The sequence below is a fragment of the Streptomyces sp. NBC_00829 genome (assembly GCF_045161795.1).
Lineage (GTDB): Bacteria > Actinomycetota > Actinomycetes > Streptomycetales > Streptomycetaceae > Streptomyces.
The window spans coordinates 4,724,255-4,747,528 of sequence record NZ_CP108867.1; the positions used below are offsets into that span (position 1 = coordinate 4,724,255).

Sequence of the window (23,274 nt, forward strand, 5' to 3'; positions counted from 1 at the left end):
ACGAGCCCATTCTTGAAAGTTGAACTATATGGAGCTAGGGTCGATTGTAGCTTGAAACTTCAAGTAGAACGGCAGTCGTCATGAATACACCATCGGCAGCGGAGCGCATGCCCGCCCTCTATCTCTCCCATGGCGCCCCGCCGCTCGCCGACGACGCCCTGTGGCCCGGCCAGCTCGCCGCCTGGTCCGCGTCCCTGCCGCGCCCCAGGGCGATCCTGATGGTCTCCGCCCACTGGGAGGAAGCCCCGCTCGCCCTCGGCGCGACCGAGGCCACACCCCTCATCCACGACTTCTGGGGATTCCCCGAGCGCTACTACCGCGTGCGCTACGACGCCCCCGGCGCTCCCGGACTCGCCGACTCCGTACGGAAGTTGCTGCGTGGCGCCGGCACGCCGGTTCAGGACGTCCCGGACCGCGGGCTCGACCATGGCGCGTACGTCCCGCTGGTGGAGATGTTCCCGGACGCCGATATTCCCGTCCTCCAGGTCTCCATACCCACGCTCGATCCGCAGAAGCTGATGGAGATCGGCCGCAGGCTCGCGCCGCTGCGGGACGAAGGTGTACTGATCGTCGGCAGCGGCTTCTTCACCCACAACCTGGCCGCGCTGCGGTACGCAGGGGTCCCCGGGTGGTCGGCGGAGTTCGACGACTGGGGGCGAGCCGCGCTGGCGGCGGCGGATGTGGATGCGCTGCTCGACTTCGAGCACAAGGCGCCCGCCGGGCAGCTGGCGCATCCGCGGACCGAGCACTTCGCGCCGCTGTTCGTCACGCTGGGGGCGGCCGAGGGGGAGCTTGCGGCTGGGCGGAGCGTGATCGACGGGTTCTGGATGGGGCTGGCGAAGCGGTCGGTCCAGTTCGGCTGAGCCGTACCGGTCAGACCCGCCGGCACCGCCGGGCCCCGTGGGGTCCCCCGGGTCAGGCGCTCAGGCGCTTCTCGTACCAGGCCACATCCCAGTAGCGGCCGAACTTCCGGCCGACCTCCTCGTACGTGCCCACGTGCCGGAACCCGAAGCGCGCGTGCAGCCGCGCCGAGGGCTCGTTCGGCAGGGCGATCCCCGCGTAGGCACAGTGCACGTCCTCGGATTCCAGCGCTTCGAACAGTGCCTTGTAGAGGAGCGTGCCAATGCCCCGGCCCGCTGCCTCGGGCGCGCAGTACACGCTGACCTCGACGGATGTGGAGTACGCGGGCTTGGGGCGGAAGGGGCTGCTCGTCGCATAGCCGAGGATCCCGCGGTCCGGGGCCCTGCCCGCAAAACGGACATCCTGAGCAACCAGAAGCCGGTGCGCGCCGTCTTCAGGGTGGGAGTGCAGCCACGGGCGGCGCTGCTCGGGTGTGAAGGCGGTGGTGTCGAACGTGATGGCCGTCTCGCGCACGTAGTGGTTGTACAGCTCCGTAAGGGGCTCCAGGTCGGCTTCCGTGCCTGCCCTGACCTGCACCTCTGTCGGTTCTTGCGGCACGCGTCCTCCTTCGTGGCCGGACAGGGTACTGCAAGATCACGAAAATCGATGCGGGCCGTGGGAATTCTGTCCGGATTCCAGTCGTTGTTTCCATCGGATGCAGGGCACCCGAGGAGGGTGTCGCGACCAACTCAGTAAGGGAGCTCGCATGGCAACCCGTGCCGTCGCCCGTCGTCAGTCCGACTCCAGTGGGACCGGCAGGGCAAGCAGCGTTCGCGCCGTGGGCGGGGAGATCGCCGACCGCGACCTGGTCGGCATGTACCTCGATGAGATCGCGCGTACGCCACTGCTCGACGCCGCCAAGGAAGTCGAACTGTCCCAGACCATCGAGGCGGGCGTCTACGCCCGGCAGATCCTCGACAAAGAGGTGGAGAGCGACGCCGGCGGGGCCACGCGCGAGGAGCTCGAGGCGCTGGTGGCCGAGGGCGAGCGCGCCAAGGACGTGTTCATCCGCTCCAACCTGCGCCTGGTCGTGGCCGTGGCACGGCGGTATCCGCGCAGCGGACTGCCCCTGCTCGACCTGATCCAGGAGGGGAACGCCGGCCTGGTGCGCGCGGTCGAGAAGTTCGACTACGCCAAGGGCTTCAAGTTCTCGACGTACGCGACATGGTGGATCCGCCAGGCGATCACCCGCTCCATAGCCGACCAGTCCCGCACGATCCGGCTCCCTGTCCACCTGGTGGAGGAGCTGGGACGTATCCGTCGCGTCCAGCGCGAGTTCAACCGGGAGAACGGCCGTGAGCCCGAGGCGGCCGAGGTCGCCAAGGAGCTCGGCTCGACCGCGGACCGGGTGATCGACGTGCTCGACTGGGCGCGTGACCCGGTCAGCCTGAACATGGCCGTGGACGACGCGGGCGAGACACAGTTCGGCGATCTGCTGGAGGACACCTCGGCGATCTCCCCGGAGCAGTCGGTGCTCACGCTGCTGCGCAGCGAGGAGCTCGAGGACCTGATCGGCAAGCTCGACCACCGCACTGCTTCGATCATCCGCATGCGGTACGGCATCGAGGACGGCCGCGAGCGCACACTGACCGAGGTCGGCAAGCAGCACGGCCTGACGCGTGAGCGGATCCGTCAGATCGAGAAGCACGCGCTTCTCGAACTGAAGCGGATGGCTCGGGACACGGGCTTCGACGCGGCGGCGTAGGCCGCACCGGCGCCCCCACAAGCGGACCCCGGCACCCTCCCCCCCCGGTGTCGGGGTCCTTCCCCGTCCGCCGTCCCCGGTGCGCGTCGCGCCGGCGGCTCCCGCCGCTGCCGCCGCCACGCCGTCCCCCTGTCCCTGTCCGCCGTCCCCGTGTCCGCAGTGTCCGGTCGGCGGTCTCCGGTTCGATGCGCGCTGTCCCTTCCCGGACGGTGCTTCCCGGACGGTGCCTCCGCGGTGCCGCGTCGGGCCCCGCTACCCAGCCGCGCGGGTCAGCCGGTTGCCCAGGTCCGTCATGTACTCCACCAGGGCAGGCGGCGTGTGGACCGTGAACTCGCAGTCCACCAGGGCCAGTCGGAGCGCGAGCCACTCCAGTGAGTCCGCCGTGTTCGCCCGGAGCCGGCAGGTCTCCTCGCCCGTTGCGACGGGCGCCCCGAGGGTCTCCGGAAGCCGCGCGGCGACGAACGCCGCAGGCGCCTGGAAGGTGACATCGAGATCGAGCTCCGGCTGGCGGGACATGGAGTGCCCCAGCAGTTGTTCGGCGCTGGCCGTGGGCAGCTCCCGTGGTGTGAAGCGCACGCCCGTGGCGAAGGGTTCGGAGACCCGGTCCACCCGGAACGTACGCCAGTCCTCCCGTGCCATGTCGTACGCGACGAGATACCAGCGGCGGCCCGTCGACACGAGCCGGTACGGCTCCGCCAGCCGTTTCGTCTCCGTCCCGTCGCCCGCCCGGTAGCTGAAGCGGAGCCGCTCCCGTCCCGTCGCCGCTCCCGCGATCACCGTCAGCGTCCGAGGGTCGATCGTCGCGCCGTCACCCCTGGTCAGCGGGATCGTCGCCGCCTGGAGCGTGGTGACCCGGTGCCGCAACCGGGACGGCAGCACCTGCTCCAGTTTGGCCAGGGCCCTCACCGAGGCCTCCTCGATGCCCTCGATGGCATGACCCGCGCCGGCGCGGAGGCCGACCGCGATGGCCACGGCCTCCTCGTCGTCGAGAAGCAGCGGCGGCATCGCGGCCCCGGCCACCAGGCGGTAGCCCCCGATCGCGCCCTTGGTCGCCTCGACCGGATAGCCGAGGTCCCGCAGGCGGTCGATGTCGCGGCGGATCGTGCGTGGGCTGACGTCGAGGCGCTCGGCGAGCTCACTGCCGGGCCACTCGCGCGGGGTCTGGAGGAGGGAGAGCAGATTCAGCAGTCGTGCCGGAGTGTCCGTCATACGTTCCAGGATGCCCGTCATCTAGGACATAGACTGACCTATATGAGTTCTAATTTCTTCCTATGAGTTCACAGTCCGCCGTACCGGATACGGCTTCAGACCGTCGACGCTGGATCGCGCTCGCCATCGTCATGACCGCGGCCTTCATGGACCTGGTCGACGTCACCATCGTCAATATCGCGATCCCGAGCATCGAGCGGGACATGGGAGCGTCGTTCGGCGCGATCCAGTGGATCACCGCCGGATACGCGCTCGCCTTCGCCGCCGGTCTGATCACGGGCGGCCGGCTCGGTGACATCTACGGCCGCAAGCGGCTGTTCCTGATCGGTATCACCGGCTTCACGCTCGCCTCCGCCCTCTGCGGCTTCGCCGCGGACGAGAACATGCTGGTCGCCTCCCGCCTGTTGCAGGGCGCGACCGCCGCGATGATGGTGCCGCAGGTGCTGGCGATCATCCATGTCACCTTCCCGGCGCACGAACGCGGCAAGGTCTTCGGGATGTTCGGCGCGATCATCGGTCTCGGCGCCGTGTCCGGACCGCTGCTCGGTGCGCTGCTGACCCAGTGGAACCTGTTCGGCCTGGAGTGGCGGCCGATCTTCCTGATCAACCTGCCTGTCGGGATCGCGGGACTGATCCTGGGCCGTAAGTACATCACCGAGTCCCGCGCCCCGAAGGCGCTCAGGCTCGACCTGGTCGGTGTCGCGCTGGTCACCCTCGGCCTGCTGATGCTGATCTATCCGCTCACCCGCGGCCGTGAACTGGACTGGCCGCTCTGGGGCCACCTGTGCATGGCCGGCAGCCTGATCGTCTTCGCGGTCTTCGTGGCGTACGAGAAGAGGAAGACGGCGAAGGACGGTTCGCCGCTCGTCGAGCTGTCGCTGTTCAAGGTGAAGAGCTTCGCCGCGGGCATCGCCGTGCAGCTCACCTTCGGCATCGCCTGCGGGATCTTCTTCCTGGTCTGGACGCTGTACATGCAGATCGGGCTCGGCTGGTCGCCGCTGCGGGCGGGGGTTACCGGAGTGCCCTTCTCCATCGCGGTGTCCGCGGCGGCCGGGATGTCCGTGCAGAAGCTGGTGCCCCGCTTCGGCCGCAAGGTGCTTCAGGCCGGTGCGCTGACGATGGCCGCCGGCCTGCTCCTCTACATCTGGGAGGCCGGCCGGTACGGGACGGCGATCCACCCCTGGCAGATGGCGCTGCCGCTCGTGGTGATGGGCGTCGGCATGGGGCTGATCGTGGCGCCGCTGACGGACGCGGTCCTCTCCGATGTGCCGCGCGAACACTCGGGCTCGGCGTCCGGGCTGATCAACACGACCCAGCAGATGGGCAATGCGCTCGGGCTCGGTCTCGTCTCGGTGGTGTTCTTCGGGTCGATCGACGACCGGATGGCCCCGAGTGAGGTCGGCAGGGCGTTCGGGGACGCCTTCCAGGGCTCGCTGTGGTGGGTCGTGGCGGTGCTCGGCGTGATCTTCACGGTGATGTTCGCGCTGCCGAAGCGGCCGAAGCAGCATGTGGAGGGTGCTCAGGCGCAGGAGACGGGGGAGAGGGAGCCGTCGAAGGCCGCGGCGCCGGAGGCGGGCGCTCTGCAGGACGGCGAGTCGCAGCAGGACCCGGAGTCTGTGCCGGCCGGCTGATGCCGCCGAGTCGCGAAGGGCCAGGCGCGGGGACGTCTCCCCGGGCCGGGCCTCTGCGTGTGCCGGTCAGCGCACGTCAGCGTACGCGCGCGCGGAGTTCCATCGCCTGACGCGCGGTCTGCTGCGAGTCGTACACCTCGCACATATGACGGCCGTCCGGGGTCGCCGTGTGCTCCACCTCCCACAGGCTCGTCTCCGTGCCGTCGAGGAGCAGGAACGCGTGCTCGTATAGGGTGAAGCCCGCGTCCTTGCCCTCCACTTGGCACTGACGGCCGAAGACCTGAGTGATGTGGTGGGCGAACGCGGCGCGCAGCAGGCTCGCGGTCTCCTCGCCCGGCCGGTCGGCGTTCTCCGCGCGGCGCAGGACGCGGCGCGCGTGGTCCGCGGAATCGTCGGGGACGTACATCCTCGGGAGCGGGGCGGCCGGCGTCGCCATCAGGCTGGACAGGAGCTCCCAGTCGGCATCCAGATCCGCGTCGAGCCCGGCGTCCGTACTCCAGGGATCATCGCCCCTCGATCCGGCGAAACCCGGGAAACCGGCGGGCAGCCGCGAGGCGGCGAGACGCGCCTCCGACTCCTCGGTGTACAGCTCGTGCAGCTCGGCGCTGTCCCGGCCGGTGTTGTGCACCAGCTCCCACAGGACGATGGAGCTGCCGTCGCTGAGGAGATAGGCGTGCTGGTACGTCGCGCGGTGCAGGGCCGCGCTGTGGTGCGAGGAGTGCAGCGAACTGGCGTGTGCCAGCGCCGAATCGAGCCGCTCGACCGTGGTGTCGGGCAGATCGAAGGAGTTGAGCGCCCGACCGAGGAGTCGCTCGAGGTGCGCCTCGGTTGTCTCGTACGGATCGTTCAAGATGGGTCTCCAGGCCGTCGCCGCAAGTCACATGGTGATTGCTAAACGTAGCCCCTGGGTCTGACAACGCGTCCGGGGTTCGGGAAAACGAAGGGGCTCCGGGGGAAGTTCCCGCTCTGCCGGGAACCGGCATGTCCTGTACGTCAGTCGATGTCGTACAGATCCCGGTAGGAGGGGAAGACGCCGCCGGGTCCCTCGATGCCCCGTGCCGCGAGGACGGCGCGGACGATCGCCCGGGTGACCGTGTCCGCGCCCGCCGCCAGCACCTCGTTGAGAGCGAGGGGATCGGCGTCGTCGAGCGGTTCGGCGCCCGTAGCGAGGGTGAAGACCGTGTCCCCGTCGTTGAGGAGATGCACCGGGCGCACAGCGCGTGCGATGCCGTCGTGCGCCGTGCCGGCGAGCTTCTGCGCCTGGGCGCGGGTGAGACCGGCGTCGGTGGCGACGACGGCGAGGGTGGTGTTGAGCGGGGGCGGGCCGTTCTTCTCGCGTACCTCGGTGAGACGGAGCTGTGCCGCCGCGTGCACGTCGGGGGAGGGAAGGGCGGCGCGGCCCGCGATGTACTGCCCGTACAGTGCGCCCGTCCTCGGATCGAACACCGAGCCCACGGCGTTGGCCACGACCAGCGCGGCGACGGTGATCCCGGAGTCCAGGACGGTACTCGCGGTGCCGACCCCGCCCTTGAGCTGTCCGACGACCGCGCCGGTGCCCGCGCCGACCCCGCCCTCCTCGACGGGCGCGCCCTCGTCCGTACGGGCTGCCGCCTCGACCGCCGCACGTCCGGTCGCGGCGTCCGGCCTGGCCCGGAAGTCGCCGCCGCGCCCCAGGTCGAAGACGCAGGCGGCGGGAACGACGGGCACCACGTGCGAGGGGTCGGGGCCGACGCGGACGCCGCGGCCCTGTTCCTCCAGCCAGGCCATCACGCCCGCGGCGGATTCCAGCCCGTACGCGCTGCCGCCGGTCAGGACGACCGCCTCGACGCGCTGAACGAGATTGCGGGGGTCGAGCGCGTCGGTCTCGCGGGTGCCGGGCCCGCCGCCGCGGACATCCACGGCGGCGATCGCGCCGCCCGCGGGAGCGAGGACGACGGTCGTGCCGCTCAGCGCGCGCTCGCCGGGCACGCGCGCGTGGCCGACGCGCAGGCCCGCCACGTCCGTCAGTCCGCCGTCCAGTCCGTCCGGTGTCTCGTCCGCCCGTGTTTCATGTGCTGCCATGAGGCCCATGCGTACCACGGGACTTGGCGCGCCGCCCGGGCCCTCCCACGTCTCGTCCGTGGCGTCGGTCACGCGGCGCCCGGTGTGCGGGAGGCCAGGGGCACTCCGACGGCGACGGTCGCCGCAGCCACGAGACCGGCGGCGAGGACGGCCCAGCCTTCCGTGAAGGTGCACGCGAGGATGGCCACGGCAGCGACCGGCAGCGTCGGCTGCTGCGCCCTGCCACGCTTTGTGGCGGGGGACGCGCGTGGCGGGTACGGGCCTGCCCCGGCCTGGGAGTCGGAGGTGCGGGGCAGGCGAGTCCGGACGGGGGAGGGGCTGGGGTCTTGATCGCGACCCGATCGCGGGAACCGTGGTGCACGGAGCTGAACGCCGACGTACGGAGGCCAGTGGTCCAGGCGAGCCGCCGGGCGCGGAGGCCGGGGTGGGCAGAAGGCCGAGCGTGGCTGCTCCGGCTCGAACCGAAGGACCGCCGAGCGGGCACGGCGGCACGCGTGCTCTCTCCCTCCCCCTCTCCGCCGTACCCTGAAGGTATGAGCACCGCCCCCGCCCCCGGACCGCGTGATGCGGAGCAGCCGCAGCCGCAGTCCCCGAAGCCGCAGCTGATCTTCGACGATCCGCTGGACCAGCAGTCCTCGGACGATACGGACCGTGGGTGGGGTGAGCGGCCTCTCGCGAGCGGCGACAGCGCCGCCGACCTTGCGCGCTTCCTCGACGAGAAGCCCCCCCACCACATCTGAGCTGTTCCGGCCGGGCGGATGCTGTCGGCAGGCGCCCGCTCTACCTGTCGTGGCCGGAGCCCCGGTGAGCCACCACGGCGTCCCGGATCTCCTTCAGCACCTCGAGCTCGGTCAGTTCGACCACTTCCTTCGCGCCTTCCTTGGCGGCTTCCCGGTCGGCCTTCTTTGCCAGGTACTTGGACATGGGCAGCACCATAAGGAAGTAGACGACGGTCGCGGTGATCACGAAGGTGAGGGTGGCCCCGAGTACGGATCCCCACATGATCCGGATGCCGTCCACCTCGCCGTTCACCACCTTGCAGGTGCCCTTGAGGCAGGAGCTGTACGAGTCGAGCTGCTTGGTGCCGAACGCGCCCACCACGGGGTTGATGATGCCCTTCACCACAGCGTTCACGACCTGGGTGAACGCGGCGCCGATGACCACGGCGACGGCCAGGTCGATCACGTTTCCGCGCATGAGGAAGGCCTTGAAGCCCTCCAGGACGCTGACCTTCTTCTCGCTCACCGCTGAGCCTCTTTTCACATGTGCAGGTCATGGAATCAAACCCTCCGCAACCTACGGCACCGCACGACGGGGCTGTCCACCCCGCATCTGAGAACAGATGACCTGACGATGCGTCAGTACGCTGGGGCTGGGGGCGGTCAACACACCGTCACCGCCAGCCTCGATGTCGCGCCCGCGCCGGCCAGCACGGCCGCGGTGGCACGCGGGACGGACACCACGACCAGCGCGCCCCCGTCCCCGGCCTGCCCTCGCGTCTCCGGAACCGCCGTCACGCGGGCCCCCGCTGCCACCACGCGCGCGTCAGAGGCTTCCCCCGAAGGGGCGCCGCCGGCGGCGATCACATCGACGCGGTCGCCCGGGCGCAGCAGCCGGACCGTCGCCGCGTCGGCGATCCGTACGGGAGCGGACACCATCTCGGCGGCGGGCGGTCGCTCCCGGTGAGCTGCTGCCGCCGCTTCGGTCTCGGCCCCGTCGGCGCCTCGTGAGCCCGAAGCGGCAAGCGCCGCCGCCGTCATGGCGAGACCGGCCGCCAGGGCGCGCCGTCGTCGCCGCAGCGCGCGCCGGAGCTGATGCGCGCCGCCGCGCACTCGCAGCGGTGCGAACGGCGGCACACCGACAGGGTCCGGCGCAGGCGATGCGGGGAGGGGCGAGGACCCGGCAGAAGTGAGGGGCGAGGACCCAGCCGAAGTGAGGGACGCGGACCCAGCCGAAGTGAGGCGCGTGGAGAAGAGCGGAGAGGGCCCGGAGGAAGGGACGGAGGAAGGGGAGAGCGACATGACACGCACCGCCTGTCGTGAGGAGTGGAGTTGAACGACCACTCCTCACGATCCCCTCCGCGCCCGAATCCCGCCGAAGCCTGTGGATGACCGCTGCCCTGTGGACAACTCCCTCACCCCGAACGGAGCCCGGACAACAGGGAGGGATCAGGGCAGTGTTCAGGGCAGTTCGAAACCCGGGTCAATGCCCCCCAGCGCATGAATGCACGGACAGTCCCGGTCCCCATTCGCCGGCAGCCCCGCCACCACGTCGAAAAGCACCGTCCGCAGCCGGTCCACGTTCGCGGCGAAGACCTTGAGCACGTCACCGTGGGAGACGCCCTCACCCGACTCGGCCCCCGCGTCCAGATCCGTCACCAGCGTCATCGACGTGTAGCAGAGCTCCAGTTCACGCGCGAGCATCGCCTCCGGGTGCCCGGTCATGCCGACCACCGACCAGCCCATCTGCGCGTACCAGCGGGACTCCGCGCGCGTCGAAAAGCGCGGCCCCTCGACCACCACCAGCGTCCCCCCGTCCACCGGATCCCAGTCGCGTCCGCGTGCCGCCGCCAGCGCCGTCGTGCGCCCCCGGGGGCAGTACGGATCGGCGGGCGAAACGTGCACGACGTTCGGGATGGTCCCGTCCGGAAGCGGAAGTCCGTCGAAGTACGTCTGCGTGCGCGCGCTCGTCCGGTCCACGAACTGATCGGGCACGAGCAGCGTTCCCGGACCGTACTCCGGCCGCAGCCCGCCCACCGCGCACGGGCCCAGTACCTGTCGTACGCCCACGGACCGCAGGGCCCACAGATTGGCGCGGTAGTTGATGCGGTGCGGCGGCAGATGGTGGCCACGGCCGTGGCGGGGCAGGAAGGCCACCTTCCGCCCCGCGATCTCGCCGAAGAACAAGGAGTCGCTCGGGCTGCCGTACGGAGTGTCGACCTGGACCTCCGTCACATTCTCCAGGAAGGAGTAGAGCCCCGAACCGCCGATGACACCGATCTCTGCGTTCGCGTTGGTCGCCATGCCGGTCACAGTATCCGGACGCGAAAGCACCGAGGAGCCCGCCCCGGCCGTCGAAGAACGCGGCCCGGACTGCCCCCCGAAGCCCCGCCCCGGCCGCCGAAGAACCCGGCCCGGACTGCCCCCCCGAGCCCCCCTGGGCGGTCCCGGTCCTCGCCGTTGATGCCCCCGGACCCGGCCGTGAACGCCGAAGAACCCCGCCGTACGCGACGGCGGGGTCCCTCGAAGCAAAGATCAGCAGGCCCCTCGCGGCGCCCGTACCCGTCAGGCGGCCGAGCTGCCGCTCGACGAGGACGAGGACGAGGAAGAACTCGACGAAGAAGACGTCGACGTCGAGGCCTTCGAGTCGGACGACTTCGAGTCCGACGACTTCGAGTCCGAGGAGTTCGCACCCGTGGACGGCGAGGACGTCGACGCGGGCGAGCTGCTCGACGACGAGCCGCGGCTGTCGTTCCGGTAGAAGCCGGATCCCTTGAAGACAATGCCGACCGCGGAGAACACCTTCTTCAGGTGTCCGTCGCAGCTGGGGCACACGGTCAGGGCATCATCGGTGAACTTCTGCACCGCCTCGAGGCCCTCGCCGCATTCGGTGCACTGGTATTGGTAGGTCGGCACTGTGTCTTCCTCCTGGCACTCTCACTCTATGAGTGCTAACGACGGTCCATAGTGACGTATTCCGCCGGATCAGTCCACTGCTACCGGCACTCGGTGACCCATCCCACGCGCCGCGATGCGCCCGGATGCCCTCGCTGAGAGCCGTGAACGCAGGGCCAGCAGGGTGATCAGGGCCAGCGCGGTGCCCACCAGCGGGACCACGAATCCGGCGCTCGCGCCGTTCGCGTCGGCCAGCCGCCCGGCCACCGTCACGGCTGCCGCCTGGCCCAGCGCCACCGAGCCGGTCAGCCAGGTGAAGGCCTCCGTGCGGGCCGTGGCCGGGACCAGGGACTCGACCAGCGTGTAGCCGCCGATCATGGCCGGACCGATGCAGAGGCCGACGAGCAGACCGAGCGCGCCCAGCAGGGCCACGGAGTGCACCGCCCACAGCGCGGACGCGGCCAGCGTCAGCCCCGCGTACCCGAGCACCATCTGGCGCCGCGGTCCGCTCTTCCAGGCGATGGCGCCGCACGCGATGCCCGCGAGCATGTTGCCCGCGGCGAAGATCCCGTACAGCACGCCGTTGACCCCGGGATTCCCGGTCTCCTCGGCGACGGCGGTCAGTGAGACCTGCATTCCGCCGAAGACCGAGCCGATGCCGAGGAAGGTGACGGCCAGGACGCGTACACCGGGGACGGACAGCGCGGACGTGTGCGACTCGGCGGCCGTGGCGGCCGACCTGACCGGGGGCTGTGTGCGGCTCTGGGCCGCGAAGAACAGACCGCCGGCGAGCGTCAGCGTCGCCTCCGCGATCAGTCCGGCAGCCGGGTGTACACCCGTGCTGAGCGCCGTCGCGAGGACGGGCCCGACGACGAAGGTGAATTCGTCCGTCACGGACTCGAAGGCTGCCGCCGTGGTCATCAGCGGCGAGCCGTCCAGCTTGGCGGCCCAGCGCGCACGCACCATCGGGCCGATCTGCGGCACGGAGGCACCCGTTGGAACGGCCGCCACGAACAGCGCCCACAGGGGAGCGCCCGCCAGGGCGAGCGCGGTGAGCGCGGACACGGAGGCCGCGTGGACGAGCACGCCCGGCAGCAGGACGGCCCGCTGACCGAAGCGGTCCGCGAGCTTGCCGCTCTGCGGTGCGAACAGCGCCATCGAGACGCCGGTGAAGGCGGCGACCGCGCCGGCGCTGCCGTAGGAGCCGGTGGTGTGCTGGACAAGGAGGACGATGCCGATGGTCAGCATCGCGAAGGGCTGGCGTGCCAGGAATCCGGGGAGCAGGAATGTCCAGGCGCCCGGGGTGCGCAGGAGCTGCCCGTACCCAGGACGGTTCTTGACCGTGGCTGCCACGGTCCGTGCCTTTCTGCCGCCTGGTAGCGCTCCCTCGTACGCGACGCACCTGTGGTACGAGGCGTATCTGAGCCGCCGAGAGCTGTCCTCTTGCGCTGAACTGCGGTAGATACCGGGGCCCATCGAGAGGCTCCGCGGCCGCCATACGGTCGCGCCAGCTCTGCGTCAGGCAGAGTTGGTCGATCAGTGTGGCTTTCAGGCTACAGGGGTATTTCGCGATCGAGCCTGCGAAATACCCCACATACCAAGAGGTATGCCTGCGTTTAATCGAGTCTTCCCCGGGTGTTTCCGGCATTTCCGCCGTTTATGCCCGTGCCGAGCCAGTCGGCCAGCTTTCCGCCCTGCCCGACCGCCCGCAGCCGCCGCTCCGCGGCGTCCCGCACCGGGTCCGTCGCCACCACCAGCAACTCGTCCCCGCGCCGCAGCACCGTGGAGGGCAGCGGTACGAAACTCTTCCCGTCCCGTACGACCAAGGTGACCGCGGCCCCGGGGGGCAGTCGCAGCTCCGCGACCTCCACGCCGTGCATCCGTGACTCGGCGGGAATCGCCACCGACAGCAGATGCCCGCGCAACCGCTCCAGCGGTGCCGACTCGATGCCCAGGTCGGCGGCGCCCGAGGCGCGGCCGAGCCGCAGTGCCTTCGCCAGCCACGGCAGGGTCGGGCCCTGGACCAGGGTGTAGACGACGACCAGGACGAAGACGATGTTGAAGACCCGGTCGCTGCCCTCGATGCCGTACACCGTCGGGATGGTCGCGAGGATGATGGGCACGGCTCCGCGCAGGCCGGCCCATGACATCAGGACCTGCTCCCGCCAGGGAATGCGGAACGGCAGCAGACTGAGGAAGACCTCCAGGGGCCGGGCCACCATCGTCAGGACCAGGCCCACGATGATCGCCGGCCAGACGTCGTCGACCAGCTCGTGCGGGGTCACCAGCAGGCCGAGCAGGACGAACATGCCGATCTGCGCGATCCAGCCCAGTCCCTCGGCGAAGCCGCGGTTCGCCGGGGCGTGCGGAAGCCTGGAGTTCCCGAGCACCATCGAGGCGAGATAGACGGCGAGGAATCCACTGCCGTGCGCCATGGCGCCGGCGGCGTACGCGACCACCGCGATGGCCATCACGGCGATCGGGTACAGACCCGACGCGGGCAGTGCCACACGCCTGAGTCCGAAGGCGCCGAGCCAGCCCGCCGCCAGCCCGATGGCCGCGCCGATCGCCAGTTCCAGCAGGATCTTGCCGACCAGGACGTACCAGTCGTCGACCGGTCCGGCCGTGGAGAAGGCCACCACCAGGATCACCACGGGGGCGTCGTTGAAGCCGGACTCGGCCTCCAGCACACCGGTCACCCGCGTCGGCAGGGGCACCCTGCGCAGGACGGAGAAGACCGCGGCCGCGTCCGTCGAGGACACCACCGCGCCGATGATGAGCGCCTGACGCCACTCCAGCCCGACCAGATAGTGCGCACCCGCGGCCGTGACACCCACGCTCACCGCGACGCCGACGGTCGACAGCATGACCGCGGCGGGCAACGCGGGTTCGATCTCCTTCCACTTGGTGCTCAGGCCACCCTCGGCCAGGATCACCACAAGTGCCGCATAGCCGATCACCTGCGTGAGTTCGGCGTCGTCGAACTTGACGTCGAAGATGCCGTCCTGCCCTATCGCGATCCCTATCCCCAGATAGAGCAGCAGGCTGGGGAGCCCGCTTCGCGAGGAGATGCGCACGGCCGCGACGGCGATGAGCAGAACGAGCGAGCAGATGAGCAGGAGTTCGTTGAGCTGGTGGACAGTCAGTGGCCGATCCTTCCCCTCGCGCATACGCGCCGGATCGTTACTCCGGCAGGCGACACTTCGTTACCTTACCTAATCTTTAACGTTTCCTTGACGCTGGAGATCATCTTGTTCGGACGGGGGCCGAGCGCTGCCTTTCCGGTACCGCGTCCGGACGGGTGGAGCGCTGCGCCTATGGTTGCTCCAGCACTCCAGGACCAGCCTGCGCCTCGAAGGACAGCGATGCCCGCCAACACAGCCGCCTCTTCCTCCAAGAAGAAGGGGCGACGCGCCCGCCTGCTCGTGATCGTCCTGGTGCTGGCGCTTGTCGCGGGTGTCGGATATGCGGCGTACTGGAGCATCGGTACCGTTCGTGCCTCCTTCCCGCAGACCTCCGGGACCATCAAGGTCGACGGTCTGAAGGGCCAGGTCGAGGTCAAGCGCGACAACTACGGCATTCCGCAGATCTATGCCGACAGTGACGAGGACCTGTTCCGTGCCCAGGGCTTCGTCCAGGCGCAGGACCGCTTCTGGGAGATGGACGTCCGCCGCCACCTGACGGCCGGTCGGCTCTCCGAGATGTTCGGCTCCGGGCAGGTCGAGACGGACGCCTTCCTGCGCACGCTCGGCTGGCGCCAGGTCGCGCAGCGGGAGTACGACACCAAGCTCTCGCCCGAGACCAAGAAGAACCTCCAGGCGTACGCGGACGGCGTCAACGCCTACCTCAAGGGCCGCGGGGGCAAGGACCTTTCCGTCGAGTACGCCGCCCTCGCCTTCACCAACGACTACAAGCCCGAGAAGTGGACGCCCGTCGACTCGGTGGCCTGGCTCAAGGCGATGGCGTGGGACCTGCGCGGCAACATGCAGGACGAGATCGACCGCTCGCTGCTCACCAGCAGGCTGAGCGAGAAGCAGATCAAGGATCTTTATCCGCCGTATCCGTTCGAGCGGAACAAGCCGATCGTGCAGAAGGGCGGGATCGACTCCGCCACCGGGAAGTTCGATCCGAAGGCCACGTCGTCCGGCACATCCGGCGGCAGTGGCAGTGGCAGTGGCAGCGGCAGCGGCGGTCGCAGTGGCAGTGGCAGTGGCGGTCGCAGTGGCAGCCCGGCGGGCGCCGCCCAGGGCCTCAACTCCCAGCTCGCGGCGGTGTCCAAGACCCTCGACACCATCCCGGCGCTGCTGGGCCCGAGCGGCAGCGGCATCGGCTCCAACTCGTGGGTCGTGGATGCCAAGTACACGACGACCGGCAAGCCGATGCTGGCCAACGACCCGCACCTCGCGCCGCAGCTGCCCTCCGTCTGGTACCAGATGGGCCTGCACTGCCGTACGGTCTCGGCCTCCTGTCAGTACGACACCGCCGGCTACACCTTCTCGGGCATGCCGGGGGTGATAATCGGCCACAATCAGGACATCGCCTGGGGCTTCACCAACCTCGGTGCGGACGTCACCGACCTCTACCTCGAAAAGCTCACTGGCGACCGCTACCTGGTGGGCAGCGAGGAGCGGCAGCTGACCACCCGCAAGGAGGTCATCAAGGTCGCGGGCGGCCCCGACCGGACGATCACGGTCCGTTCCACCGGGCACGGCCCGCTCGTCTCCGACCGCAGTGGCGAGCTGGAGAAGGTGGGCCAGCAGGGCCCCGTCTCCAACTCCGCCCCGGACCGTGGCGCGGGCTACGCGGTGGCGCTCCAGTGGACCGCGCTGGAGCCCGGCAGGTCCATGGACTCGATCTTCGAGATCGACCGTGCCAAGGACTTCACGTCCTTCCGCAAGGCCGCCGAGCACTTCGAGGTTCCCTCGCAGAACCTCGTCTACGCCGACGCCAAGGGCAACATCGGCTACCAGGCCCCGGGGAAGATCCCGGTCCGGGCGGTGGGCGACGGCACGGTTCCCGCCCCCGGCTGGAACCCCAAGTACAAGTGGAAGGGGTTCATCCCCTTCGATGAGCTGCCGTACGAACAGAACCCGAAGCGCGGCTACATCGTCACCGCGAACCAGGCCGTCGTGGACGCCGGGAAGTACCCGTACCTGATCACCAAGGACTACGGCTACGGCACCCGCAGCCAGCGGATCGGCGACCTCATCGAGTCGAAGATCCAAGGTGGCGGCAAGATCTCGACCGAGGACATGCGGGCCATGCAGATGGACAACAGCAGCGAGATCGCCAAGCTGCTGACGCCCTATCTGCTGAAGATCGACATCTCGGACCCCTACGTCCGCGAGGCGCAGAAGCTGCTGGAGGGCTGGGATTACACCCAGGAGCCGGACTCCGGTGCCGCCGCGTACTTCAACGGGGTCTGGCGCAATGTCCTCAAGCTGGCCTTCGGCAACAAGCTGCCCAAGGAGCTGCGGGTCAAGGACGAGTGCCTCAATATGCGCCCGGCCGACAGCAGCGCCCCGGACGACGAGCTCACCAAGCGGGTGCGCGAGTGCGGTCAGCGCGACACCGAATCGGCGCAGCCCAACGGCGGTGACCGCTGGTTCGAGGTGGTCCGCAGCATCATCAAGGACGAGAAGAACGAGTGGTGGCACTCCCCGGCCAGCCGCACGGACACGGCCACCCTCACCCGGGACGAGCTGTTCGCCCGTGCCATGGAGGACGCCCGCTGGGAGCTGACCGCCAAGCTCGGCAAGGACATCACCACTTGGAGCTGGGGCAGGCTGCACCAGTTGACGCTGAGGAACCAGACGCTCGGCATCGAGGGGCCCGGCTTCCTGCAGTTCGTGCTCAACCGCGGTCCGTGGAACCTGGGCGGGGGTGAGGCGGCGGTCAACGCCACCGGCTGGAACGCGGCCGGAGGCTATGAAGCCACCTGGGTCCCCTCGATGCGGATGGTCGTCAACGTCGGCGACTGGGACAAGTCCCGCTGGATCAACCTCACCGGCGCCTCCGGGCACGCGTACAGCGCGCACTACACGGACCAGACCGGCAAGTGGGCGAGCGGGGAACTGCTCGACTGGGCCTACGGCGAGCAGGCGGTCCAGGCCGCGACGGTCGACACGCTCAAGCTCACGCCGTAGTCCGTGTCCGCTGGGTCGGGTCCGCGGTCCCGGCCCCGGTCCCTGCTCAGCGCGGAAAGCGCCTGATCTCCTCGGGCGTCACCACGGCATGGACAGGGTGGTCGTGCGGCTCCTGAGGGACTTGTGCGATCACCTCGTTTGCGTACAGCAGCACCACCAGCGCCGGGTCGGCGCCGGCCGCCGAGAGGCGGGCGAGGACCCGGTCGTACGACCCGCCGCCGCGGCCCAGCCGCATGCCGCGGGTGTCCACCGCGAGCCCTGGAAGGAGCACGGCATCAGCATGCAGGACGGCGTCCACGCCGAGCCGGTCCCCGTCCGGCTCCAGCAGCCCGCGGCCCGCGCGGGCCAGGTGGTCCGCGCCCTCGTACACGCCCCAGTCCAGGTCGTTGTCCGCCCTGAGGACCGGGAGCAGGACGCGCACGCCCCGCGCGCGCAGCGCGTCGAGCAGCGCTCGCGTGCCCGGTTCGCTTCCGATGGAGACATAGGCGGCGACGGTCTTCGCCTCGGCCAATTCCGGAAGATTCAGGGCGTGTCGGGCGAGAACCGTGGCAGCCTGGTCGGCGTCCCCACTGGACAGACGGCTCCGGGCGTCGAGGAGTTCACGACGAATCGCGCTCTTCCCGGACAAGTCACCACTCATTGCGACTTCACAAACCTCTCGTATGCACCTTTATGTGGTGGGAGTTAACCGGAGCCTCATCTTCAGCCCATACTCACCGGATAGGGTCTGCGCATGACTCAGTCGCACTCCAGGATCAGCAAGGCTGTCATTCCCGCCGCGGGCCTGGGAACACGCTTCCTGCCTGCCACGAAAGCCACTCCCAAAGAGATGCTGCCTGTCGTCGACAAGCCCGCGATCCAGTACGTCGTCGAGGAGGCGGTCTCGGCCGGCCTCTCCGACGTACTCATGATCACGGGCCGCAACAAGCGTCCGCTCGAGGACCACTTCGACCGCAACTACGAGCTGGAGCAGGCGCTCACCCGCAAGGGTGACGAGGACCGCCTCAAGAAGGTCCAGGAGTCGAGCGACCTCGCCACCATGCACTATGTGCGCCAAGGCGACCCGCGCGGCCTCGGCCACGCAGTCCTGTGCGCCGCCCCGCACGTCGGCGACCAGCCCTTCGCCGTCCTCCTCGGCGACGACCTGATCGACCCGCGCGACCCGCTGCTCGCGCGCATGGTCGAGATCCAGGAGCGCGAGGGCGGCAGCGTCATCGCGCTGATGGAGGTCGACCCCTCACAGATCCACCTCTACGGCTGCGCGGCCGTGGAGTCGACCGGCGAGAGTGACGTCGTGCGGGTGACCAAGCTGGTCGAGAAGCCCGACCCGTCCGAGGCCCCGAGCAATCTCGCCATCATCGGCCGCTACGTCCTCGACCCCGCCGTGTTCGACATACTCCGGGAGACCGAGCCGGGCCGGGGCAACGAGATCCAGCTCACCGACGCTCTCGAGAAACTCGCCGAGGACGAGAAGATCGGCGGTCCGGTGCACGGCGTGATCTTCAAGGGCCGCCGCTACGACACCGGCGACCGTGGTGACTACCTGCGGGCGATTGTCAGACTCGCGTGCGAACGTGAAGACCTGGGCCCCGAGTTCCGGACCTGGCTCCGCAGCTATGTGACCGAGGAGATGTAGGACCGTGAGCAGCTCGATCTGGTCGGTGGACGACCATCTTGAGGACATCCTCGGCGCGATCCGCCCGCTCGACCCGATCGAGTTGCAGCTGCCCGACGCCCAGGGCTGCGTCCTGGTCGAGGACGTCACCGTCCCGGTCGCGCTGCCGCCCTTCGACAACAGTTCCATGGACGGTTACGCGGTCCGCACGGCCGATGTGACGGGCGCGAGCGAGGAGTTCCCCGCCGTCCTCACCGTGATCGGCGATGTGGCGGCCGGCAACGACGGCCTGCCCACGGTCGGGCCCGGCGAGGCCGCCCGGATCATGACCGGTGCCCCGCTGCCGCCCGGCGCGGAAGCGGTCGTGCCGGTCGAGTGGACCGACGGCGGCGCGGGCGGCGGCGCGGTCACCACGATGCGCCCGGCGGGCCGGGCTCCCGAAGGCGCGAGCGGCGAGGTCCGGGTCCACCGCCCGGCCGAGGCCGGGGCCCATGTGCGCACGCGCGGCAGCGACGTCGAGGCGGGCGATCTCGCGCTGGGCAGGGGCACGGTCCTCGGCCCGCCGCAGATCGGCCTGCTCGCCGCGATCGGCCGCGGCACCGTGCGGGTGAGGCCCCGTCCGCGCGTCGTCGTGATCTCCACCGGCAGCGAACTGGTCCAGCCCGGCGAAGAGTTGGGCCACGGCCAGATCTACGACTCCAACAGCTTCGCCCTGTGTGCCGCCGCCCGCGACGCGGGCGCCCTGTCCTACCGGGTCGGCGCGGTCACCGACGACGCCGAGATCCTGCGTGCCACCATCGAGGACCAGCTGATCCGCGCCGATCTGCTGGTCACCACGGGCGGCGTGAGCGTCGGCGCGTACGACGTGGTGAAGGAAGCCCTCTCCTCGGTGGGCGACGAGGACGAGCCCGGGAGCGGGATCGACTTCCGTACGCTCGCCATGCAGCCCGGCAAACCGCAGGGCTTCGGCTCGATCGGCCGCGAACACACTCCGCTGCTGGCCCTGCCCGGCAATCCGGTCTCCTCGTACGTCTCGTTCGAGCTGTTCGTCCGCCCCGCGATCCGGGCCCTGATGGGGCTGAAGGACGTCCACCGGCCCAAGGCGCACGCGGTGCTCAAGGCGGACAAGGCGCTCTCGTCACCGGAGGGAAGGCGGCAGTTCCTGCGTGGTGCGTACGACTCGGAGTCGGGCACCGTCTCCCCCGTGGGCGGCGCCGGCTCCCACCTCGTCGCCGCTCTCGCCCACGCCGACTGCCTGATCGTCGTCCCGGAGGCGGACACGTCGGTGGAGCCCGGCGCGGAGGTCGAAGTGGTCCTCATCGGCTGACGTGTCTACGGTGGCGGTACCGTGTCTGCCCACACAGGCCCCCAGAGGCCCGGACCGGGAGCGCCACAGCAAATGAGTACGCAAGGCAGGCTGACGCACATCGACGAGGCGGGGGCGGCCCGTATGGTCGACGTCTCCGGAAAGGACGTCACCGCACGCACCGCCCGCGCCAGCGGCCGGGTCCTGGTCTCGGCGCAGGTCGTGGAGTTGTTGCGGGGTGAGGGCGTCCCCAAGGGCGATGCCCTCGCCACGGCCCGGATCGCCGGCATCATGGGCGCCAAGCGCACCCCGGACCTGATCCCGCTCTGCCATCCGCTGGCGGTCTCCGGCGTGAAACTCGATCTCTCGGTTGCGGATGACGCCGTCGAGATCCTCGCGACGGTGAAGACCACCGACCGCACGGGCGTCGAGATGGAGGCCCTGACGGCGGTCTCGGTGGCCGCGCTCACCGTCGTCGACATGGTCAAGGCCGTCGACAAGGGCGCTGTGATCACCGACGTCAGGGTCGAGGAGAAGACGGGCGGCAAGTCCGGGGACTGGAGCCGTTCGTGAAGCCGCCGCCGCGCGCGGGAGAGGTGTACGGGCACAGCCACGGTCCGGCGGCCTCGGACGAGGGCCCGCCGCGGCCCGGAGCGGGCACGGTGGGACGGGCCCTGGTGGTCACCGCGTCCAACCGGGCGGCGGCCGGCGTGTACGAGGACAAGGGCGGCCCGGTCCTTGCCCAAGGGCTGGCCGCGCTGGGCTTCCAGGTCGACGGGCCGCGGGTCGTCCCGGACGGCGATCCGGTCGAGCAGGCCCTGCGGGAGGGGGTGGCCGCCGGATACGACGTCGTCCTGACCACCGGCGGCACCGGCATCTCGCCGACCGACAGCACTCCCGAGGCCACCCGCCGTGTTCTCGACCACGAGATCCCCGGCATCCCGGAGGCGATCCGCGCGTACGGACGCGAGAAGGTGCCCACCGCGGCGCTCTCCCGCGGGCTCGCCGGAGTCGCGGGCCGCACCCTGATCGTCAACCTCCCCGGCTCCACCGGAGGGGTACGCGACGGACTGGCTGTCCTGGAGGCGCTGCTGATCCACGCCGTCGACCAGATCCGTGGCGGCGACCACCCCAGCCCCATCCCCCGGACCCCGTCCGGGGGGACTCCCGGGAGCCCAAGCTGAACGCGCCCTTCTGGCCGGTGGTCCTGGCGGACGGCGACGTGGTCCTCCGCCCGATAAAGCTGCGCGACCAGCGAAGCTGGCGCGAGGTCAACCGCCGCAACCGGGACTGGCTGCGGCCCTGGGAGGCGACGATCCCGCCGCCCGCTCCCGGAGCGCCGCTCGCTCAGCGGCCCACGTACCGCCAGATGGTCCGCCATCTGCGGGCCGAGGCGAACGCGGGCCGGATGCTTCCCTTCGTCATCGAGTACCAGGGCGTTCTGGTGGGCCAGTTGACCGTCGCCGGGATCACCTGGGGCTCGATGTGCTCCGGTCATGTCGGCTACTGGGTGGACCGTCAGGTGGCGGGCCGCGGGGTGATGCCGACCGCCGTCGCGCTCGCCACCGACCACTGTTTCCGTTCGGTGGGACTGCACCGCATGGAAGTCTGCATTCGCCCGGAGAACGGGCCCAGCCGCCGGGTCGTGGAGAAACTCGGATTCCGCGAAGAGGGTCTGCGCCCCCGCTATCTCCACATCGACGGAGCCTGGCGGGATCATCTGGTCTTCGCTCTCACGGCCGAAGAGGTGCCCGAGGGACTGCTCCGCCGCTGGCACCAGGCACGACCGGGGACGTCGCGGGAAATAAAATAAACGTTCGAAATTGATCGGTGTCGACCATGGGGTGATCTGAACAATCACAAAAAAAGTCCGTGATATCAGCCAGATCGTGCGACACACCGGGCCAATTGGCGGATGCCCTCGCGCGAATCCCTCTACGGTGTGATGCGTGAGCAGCAGCGGCCTCATCTATGCAGTCATTGTCGGGGCCTGGGCCGCCTACTTGGTGCCTATGTGGCTCCGCAGGCAGGACGAGCTCAACGAAGCCCGTCCGACGGAACGCTTCTCCACCGCCATCCGGCTGTTGTCCGGACGCGGGGCGATGGAGCGCCGGTACGCCAGGGAGCTGCGGGAGCGCGATGCGGAGCAGGCCGAGCACGACGTCGACCCGGATGCCGCCACGGACCGTTTGAGTTCCGTGGACGTCCGGGCCTTCGCCGCGCCCCCGGACCGTACCGAAGCCCGGATGGACGTCCCGGCGTCCCGCACGGCACCCGATGCGGCGGAGCGGGCCGAGGCGCAGTCCCCGGCCCCCAGGCGTTCGCGCCCCCGACCGAACCGCGCGGCCGCCGAGCGGGCCCGGCGCACCCGGGTCCTGGCCCGCCGTCGGCGCACGACGGTCGTCCTCTTCCTCGCCTTCACGCTCGGGGCGATCGTGGCGGCGGTCGGCGGACTCCACTTCCTGTGGGCCCCCGGGGTCCCGGCCGTCCTGCTCAGCGCCTACATCGTGCATCTGCGCGCCCAGGAGCGGCGGCGCTTCGCGTTCACCATGGACCGGCGCCTGGCCGAGGCCGCGGCGCAGCGGCTGCGCGAGAACCGTCCCCGTCGGCACCAGGCCCCGGCGGCGTCCGTCGCCGAGTCGGACGAGGAGCCCGAGGCGCACCCCGAGCCCGCGTCCCTCCCCGCGCTCTCGCCGCAGGAGGCGGGGCGCCGTGCGCTCGTCGAGCAGACGGACCACGCGGAGTGGGTCGACCAGCAGCGCGAGCGCGGCCCGGCCCGCGGCGACAGCTGGGAGCCCATCCCGGTTCCGCTGCCGACGTATGTCACCGCGCCGGTCGCCCCGCGAGCCACCGGCGGTGTCGATGTCAGTGACCCGGAGACCTGGAGCGCGGCCCGTTCGTCGACGGCGGAGCCGACCCCGGCGCCGACCGTCGAGGAGGAGGCGTCGCCCGGTCGGCGTACGCCCCAGCAGCGCCGTCCGCGCGACCGTGGCCGTACCCCCCTTTTCGATCAGTACGCGAACGAGGACCGGCCCCGCGCCGCCAACGAGTAAGTCCGTGACCAGCGCGGGAACGGATTTCCAAGCA

22 protein-coding genes are annotated in these 23,274 nt (G+C 70.1%); 11 read left to right on the forward strand and 11 right to left on the reverse strand.

Annotation, left to right across the window (positions count from 1 at the left end):
- Positions 1-80 precede the first annotated feature (80 nt).
- Complete coding sequence (locus OG293_RS20875; protein WP_406000298.1) at positions 81-863, forward strand: dioxygenase; 783 nt, start codon at positions 81-83, stop codon at positions 861-863.
- Positions 864-915: 52 nt separating this feature from the next.
- Here OG293_RS20875 and OG293_RS20880 read toward each other — a convergent pair whose 3' ends face one another.
- Entirely contained in the window at positions 916-1,458 is a 543-nt protein-coding gene (locus OG293_RS20880) for a GNAT family N-acetyltransferase (RefSeq protein ID WP_406000299.1), read from the reverse strand.
- 148 nt (positions 1,459-1,606) lie between these two features.
- On the opposite strand from OG293_RS20880, the gene OG293_RS20885 reads away from it, so the two are divergent.
- Complete coding sequence (locus tag OG293_RS20885; RefSeq protein WP_406000300.1) at positions 1,607-2,605, forward strand: RNA polymerase sigma factor RpoD/SigA; 999 nt, start codon at positions 1,607-1,609, stop codon at positions 2,603-2,605.
- A gap of 252 nt (positions 2,606-2,857) precedes the next feature.
- Here the strand turns inward: OG293_RS20885 and OG293_RS20890 are convergent, their stop codons facing one another.
- Positions 2,858-3,814, reverse strand: coding sequence for a helix-turn-helix transcriptional regulator (locus OG293_RS20890; RefSeq protein ID WP_406000301.1), 957 nt, complete (start codon positions 3,812-3,814; stop codon positions 2,858-2,860).
- A 62-nt stretch (positions 3,815-3,876) separates the two neighbouring features.
- On the opposite strand from OG293_RS20890, the gene OG293_RS20895 reads away from it, so the two are divergent.
- Positions 3,877-5,445, forward strand: a complete 1,569-nt coding sequence (locus OG293_RS20895) for an MFS transporter (protein WP_406000302.1) — start codon at positions 3,877-3,879, stop codon at positions 5,443-5,445.
- A 76-nt stretch (positions 5,446-5,521) separates the two neighbouring features.
- Here OG293_RS20895 and OG293_RS20900 read toward each other — a convergent pair whose 3' ends face one another.
- Positions 5,522-6,295 (reverse strand): DUF6227 family protein, encoded by a 774-nt coding sequence (locus OG293_RS20900; protein WP_406000303.1) that lies wholly within the window; start codon positions 6,293-6,295, stop codon positions 5,522-5,524.
- Between the two features lie 143 nt (positions 6,296-6,438).
- Positions 6,439-7,506, reverse strand: coding sequence for a P1 family peptidase (locus OG293_RS20905; protein WP_406000304.1), 1,068 nt, complete (start codon positions 7,504-7,506; stop codon positions 6,439-6,441).
- Between the two features lie 533 nt (positions 7,507-8,039).
- Between OG293_RS20905 and OG293_RS20910 the strand changes: the two genes are divergently transcribed.
- Positions 8,040-8,246 (forward strand): hypothetical protein, encoded by a 207-nt coding sequence (locus tag OG293_RS20910; RefSeq protein ID WP_406000305.1) that lies wholly within the window; start codon positions 8,040-8,042, stop codon positions 8,244-8,246.
- A 40-nt stretch (positions 8,247-8,286) separates the two neighbouring features.
- Here OG293_RS20910 and mscL read toward each other — a convergent pair whose 3' ends face one another.
- The 6 genes from mscL to OG293_RS20940 form a co-directional block, all read right to left on the reverse strand.
- A complete protein-coding gene (mscL, locus tag OG293_RS20915; RefSeq protein WP_406000306.1) occupies positions 8,287-8,751 on the reverse strand; it encodes a large conductance mechanosensitive channel protein MscL in 465 nt (154 codons plus the stop codon).
- Positions 8,752-8,888: 137 nt separating this feature from the next.
- A complete protein-coding gene (locus OG293_RS20920) occupies positions 8,889-9,362 on the reverse strand; it encodes a hypothetical protein (protein ID WP_406000307.1) in 474 nt (157 codons plus the stop codon).
- 324 nt (positions 9,363-9,686) lie between these two features.
- A complete protein-coding gene (locus OG293_RS20925) occupies positions 9,687-10,529 on the reverse strand; it encodes an S-methyl-5'-thioadenosine phosphorylase (protein WP_406000308.1) in 843 nt (280 codons plus the stop codon).
- Positions 10,530-10,790: 261 nt separating this feature from the next.
- On the reverse strand, positions 10,791-11,141 hold the full coding sequence (locus OG293_RS20930; protein WP_406000309.1) for an FmdB family zinc ribbon protein: 351 nt from the start codon (positions 11,139-11,141) through the stop codon (positions 10,791-10,793).
- 69 nt (positions 11,142-11,210) lie between these two features.
- The gene (locus OG293_RS20935) at positions 11,211-12,473 is read right to left on the reverse strand and encodes an MFS transporter (protein WP_406000310.1); all 1,263 of its coding nucleotides are present in this window, start codon (positions 12,471-12,473) and stop codon (positions 11,211-11,213) included.
- 263 nt (positions 12,474-12,736) lie between these two features.
- On the reverse strand, positions 12,737-14,290 hold the full coding sequence (locus OG293_RS20940) for a potassium/proton antiporter (protein ID WP_406000311.1): 1,554 nt from the start codon (positions 14,288-14,290) through the stop codon (positions 12,737-12,739).
- 195 nt (positions 14,291-14,485) lie between these two features.
- Here OG293_RS20940 and OG293_RS20945 point away from each other — a divergent pair, with 195 nt between their 5' ends.
- Positions 14,486-17,266: a penicillin acylase family protein gene (locus tag OG293_RS20945; RefSeq protein WP_406000312.1), complete on the forward strand. Its 2,781-nt coding sequence runs from the start codon at positions 14,486-14,488 to the stop codon at positions 17,264-17,266.
- 46 nt (positions 17,267-17,312) lie between these two features.
- Here OG293_RS20945 and OG293_RS20950 read toward each other — a convergent pair whose 3' ends face one another.
- Positions 17,313-17,906, reverse strand: a complete 594-nt coding sequence (locus OG293_RS20950) for a 5-formyltetrahydrofolate cyclo-ligase (RefSeq protein ID WP_406000313.1) — start codon at positions 17,904-17,906, stop codon at positions 17,313-17,315.
- A gap of 93 nt (positions 17,907-17,999) precedes the next feature.
- Here OG293_RS20950 and galU point away from each other — a divergent pair, with 93 nt between their 5' ends.
- The 6 genes from galU (at position 18,000) to glpR (ending at position 23,240) form a co-directional block, all read left to right on the forward strand.
- On the forward strand, positions 18,000-18,902 hold the full coding sequence (galU, locus tag OG293_RS20955; protein WP_406000314.1) for a UTP--glucose-1-phosphate uridylyltransferase GalU: 903 nt from the start codon (positions 18,000-18,002) through the stop codon (positions 18,900-18,902).
- A gap of 4 nt (positions 18,903-18,906) precedes the next feature.
- On the forward strand, positions 18,907-20,208 hold the full coding sequence (glp, locus tag OG293_RS20960; RefSeq protein ID WP_406000315.1) for a gephyrin-like molybdotransferase Glp: 1,302 nt from the start codon (positions 18,907-18,909) through the stop codon (positions 20,206-20,208).
- Positions 20,209-20,280: 72 nt separating this feature from the next.
- The gene (gene moaC, locus OG293_RS20965; RefSeq protein ID WP_406000316.1) at positions 20,281-20,760 is read left to right on the forward strand and encodes a cyclic pyranopterin monophosphate synthase MoaC; all 480 of its coding nucleotides are present in this window, start codon (positions 20,281-20,283) and stop codon (positions 20,758-20,760) included.
- 89 nt (positions 20,761-20,849) lie between these two features.
- Positions 20,850-21,371, forward strand: a complete 522-nt coding sequence (locus OG293_RS20970) for a molybdenum cofactor biosynthesis protein B (protein ID WP_406003659.1) — start codon at positions 20,850-20,852, stop codon at positions 21,369-21,371.
- A gap of 17 nt (positions 21,372-21,388) precedes the next feature.
- A complete protein-coding gene (locus OG293_RS20975; RefSeq protein WP_406000317.1) occupies positions 21,389-22,000 on the forward strand; it encodes a GNAT family N-acetyltransferase in 612 nt (203 codons plus the stop codon).
- A 136-nt stretch (positions 22,001-22,136) separates the two neighbouring features.
- On the forward strand, positions 22,137-23,240 hold the full coding sequence (glpR, locus tag OG293_RS20980) for a gephyrin-like molybdotransferase receptor GlpR (protein ID WP_406000318.1): 1,104 nt from the start codon (positions 22,137-22,139) through the stop codon (positions 23,238-23,240).
- Positions 23,241-23,274: the final 34 nt, after the last annotated feature.

Bases quoted from the DNA above. Each gene is read 5' to 3' on its own strand.
- OG293_RS20875 (WP_406000298.1), top strand. From the start codon at position 81: ATGAATACACCATCGGCAGCGGAGCGCATGCCCGCCCTCTATCTCTCC.
- OG293_RS20885 (WP_406000300.1), top strand. From the start codon at position 1,607: ATGGCAACCCGTGCCGTCGCCCGTCGTCAGTCCGACTCCAGTGGGACC.
- OG293_RS20905 (WP_406000304.1), bottom strand. From the start codon at position 7,506: ATGGCAGCACATGAAACACGGGCGGACGAGACACCGGACGGACTGGAC.
- OG293_RS20940 (WP_406000311.1), bottom strand. From the start codon at position 14,290: ATGCGCGAGGGGAAGGATCGGCCACTGACTGTCCACCAGCTCAACGAA.
- OG293_RS20950 (WP_406000313.1), bottom strand. From the start codon at position 17,906: ATGAGTGGTGACTTGTCCGGGAAGAGCGCGATTCGTCGTGAACTCCTC.
- moaC (WP_406000316.1), top strand. From the start codon at position 20,281: ATGAGTACGCAAGGCAGGCTGACGCACATCGACGAGGCGGGGGCGGCC.
- OG293_RS20945 (WP_406000312.1), top strand. From the start codon at position 14,486: ATGCCCGCCAACACAGCCGCCTCTTCCTCCAAGAAGAAGGGGCGACGC.
- OG293_RS20910 (WP_406000305.1), top strand. From the start codon at position 8,040: ATGAGCACCGCCCCCGCCCCCGGACCGCGTGATGCGGAGCAGCCGCAG.
- galU (WP_406000314.1), top strand. From the start codon at position 18,000: ATGACTCAGTCGCACTCCAGGATCAGCAAGGCTGTCATTCCCGCCGCG.
- OG293_RS20890 (WP_406000301.1), bottom strand. From the start codon at position 3,814: ATGACGGACACTCCGGCACGACTGCTGAATCTGCTCTCCCTCCTCCAG.
- OG293_RS20895 (WP_406000302.1), top strand. From the start codon at position 3,877: ATGAGTTCACAGTCCGCCGTACCGGATACGGCTTCAGACCGTCGACGC.
- OG293_RS20925 (WP_406000308.1), bottom strand. From the start codon at position 10,529: ATGGCGACCAACGCGAACGCAGAGATCGGTGTCATCGGCGGTTCGGGG.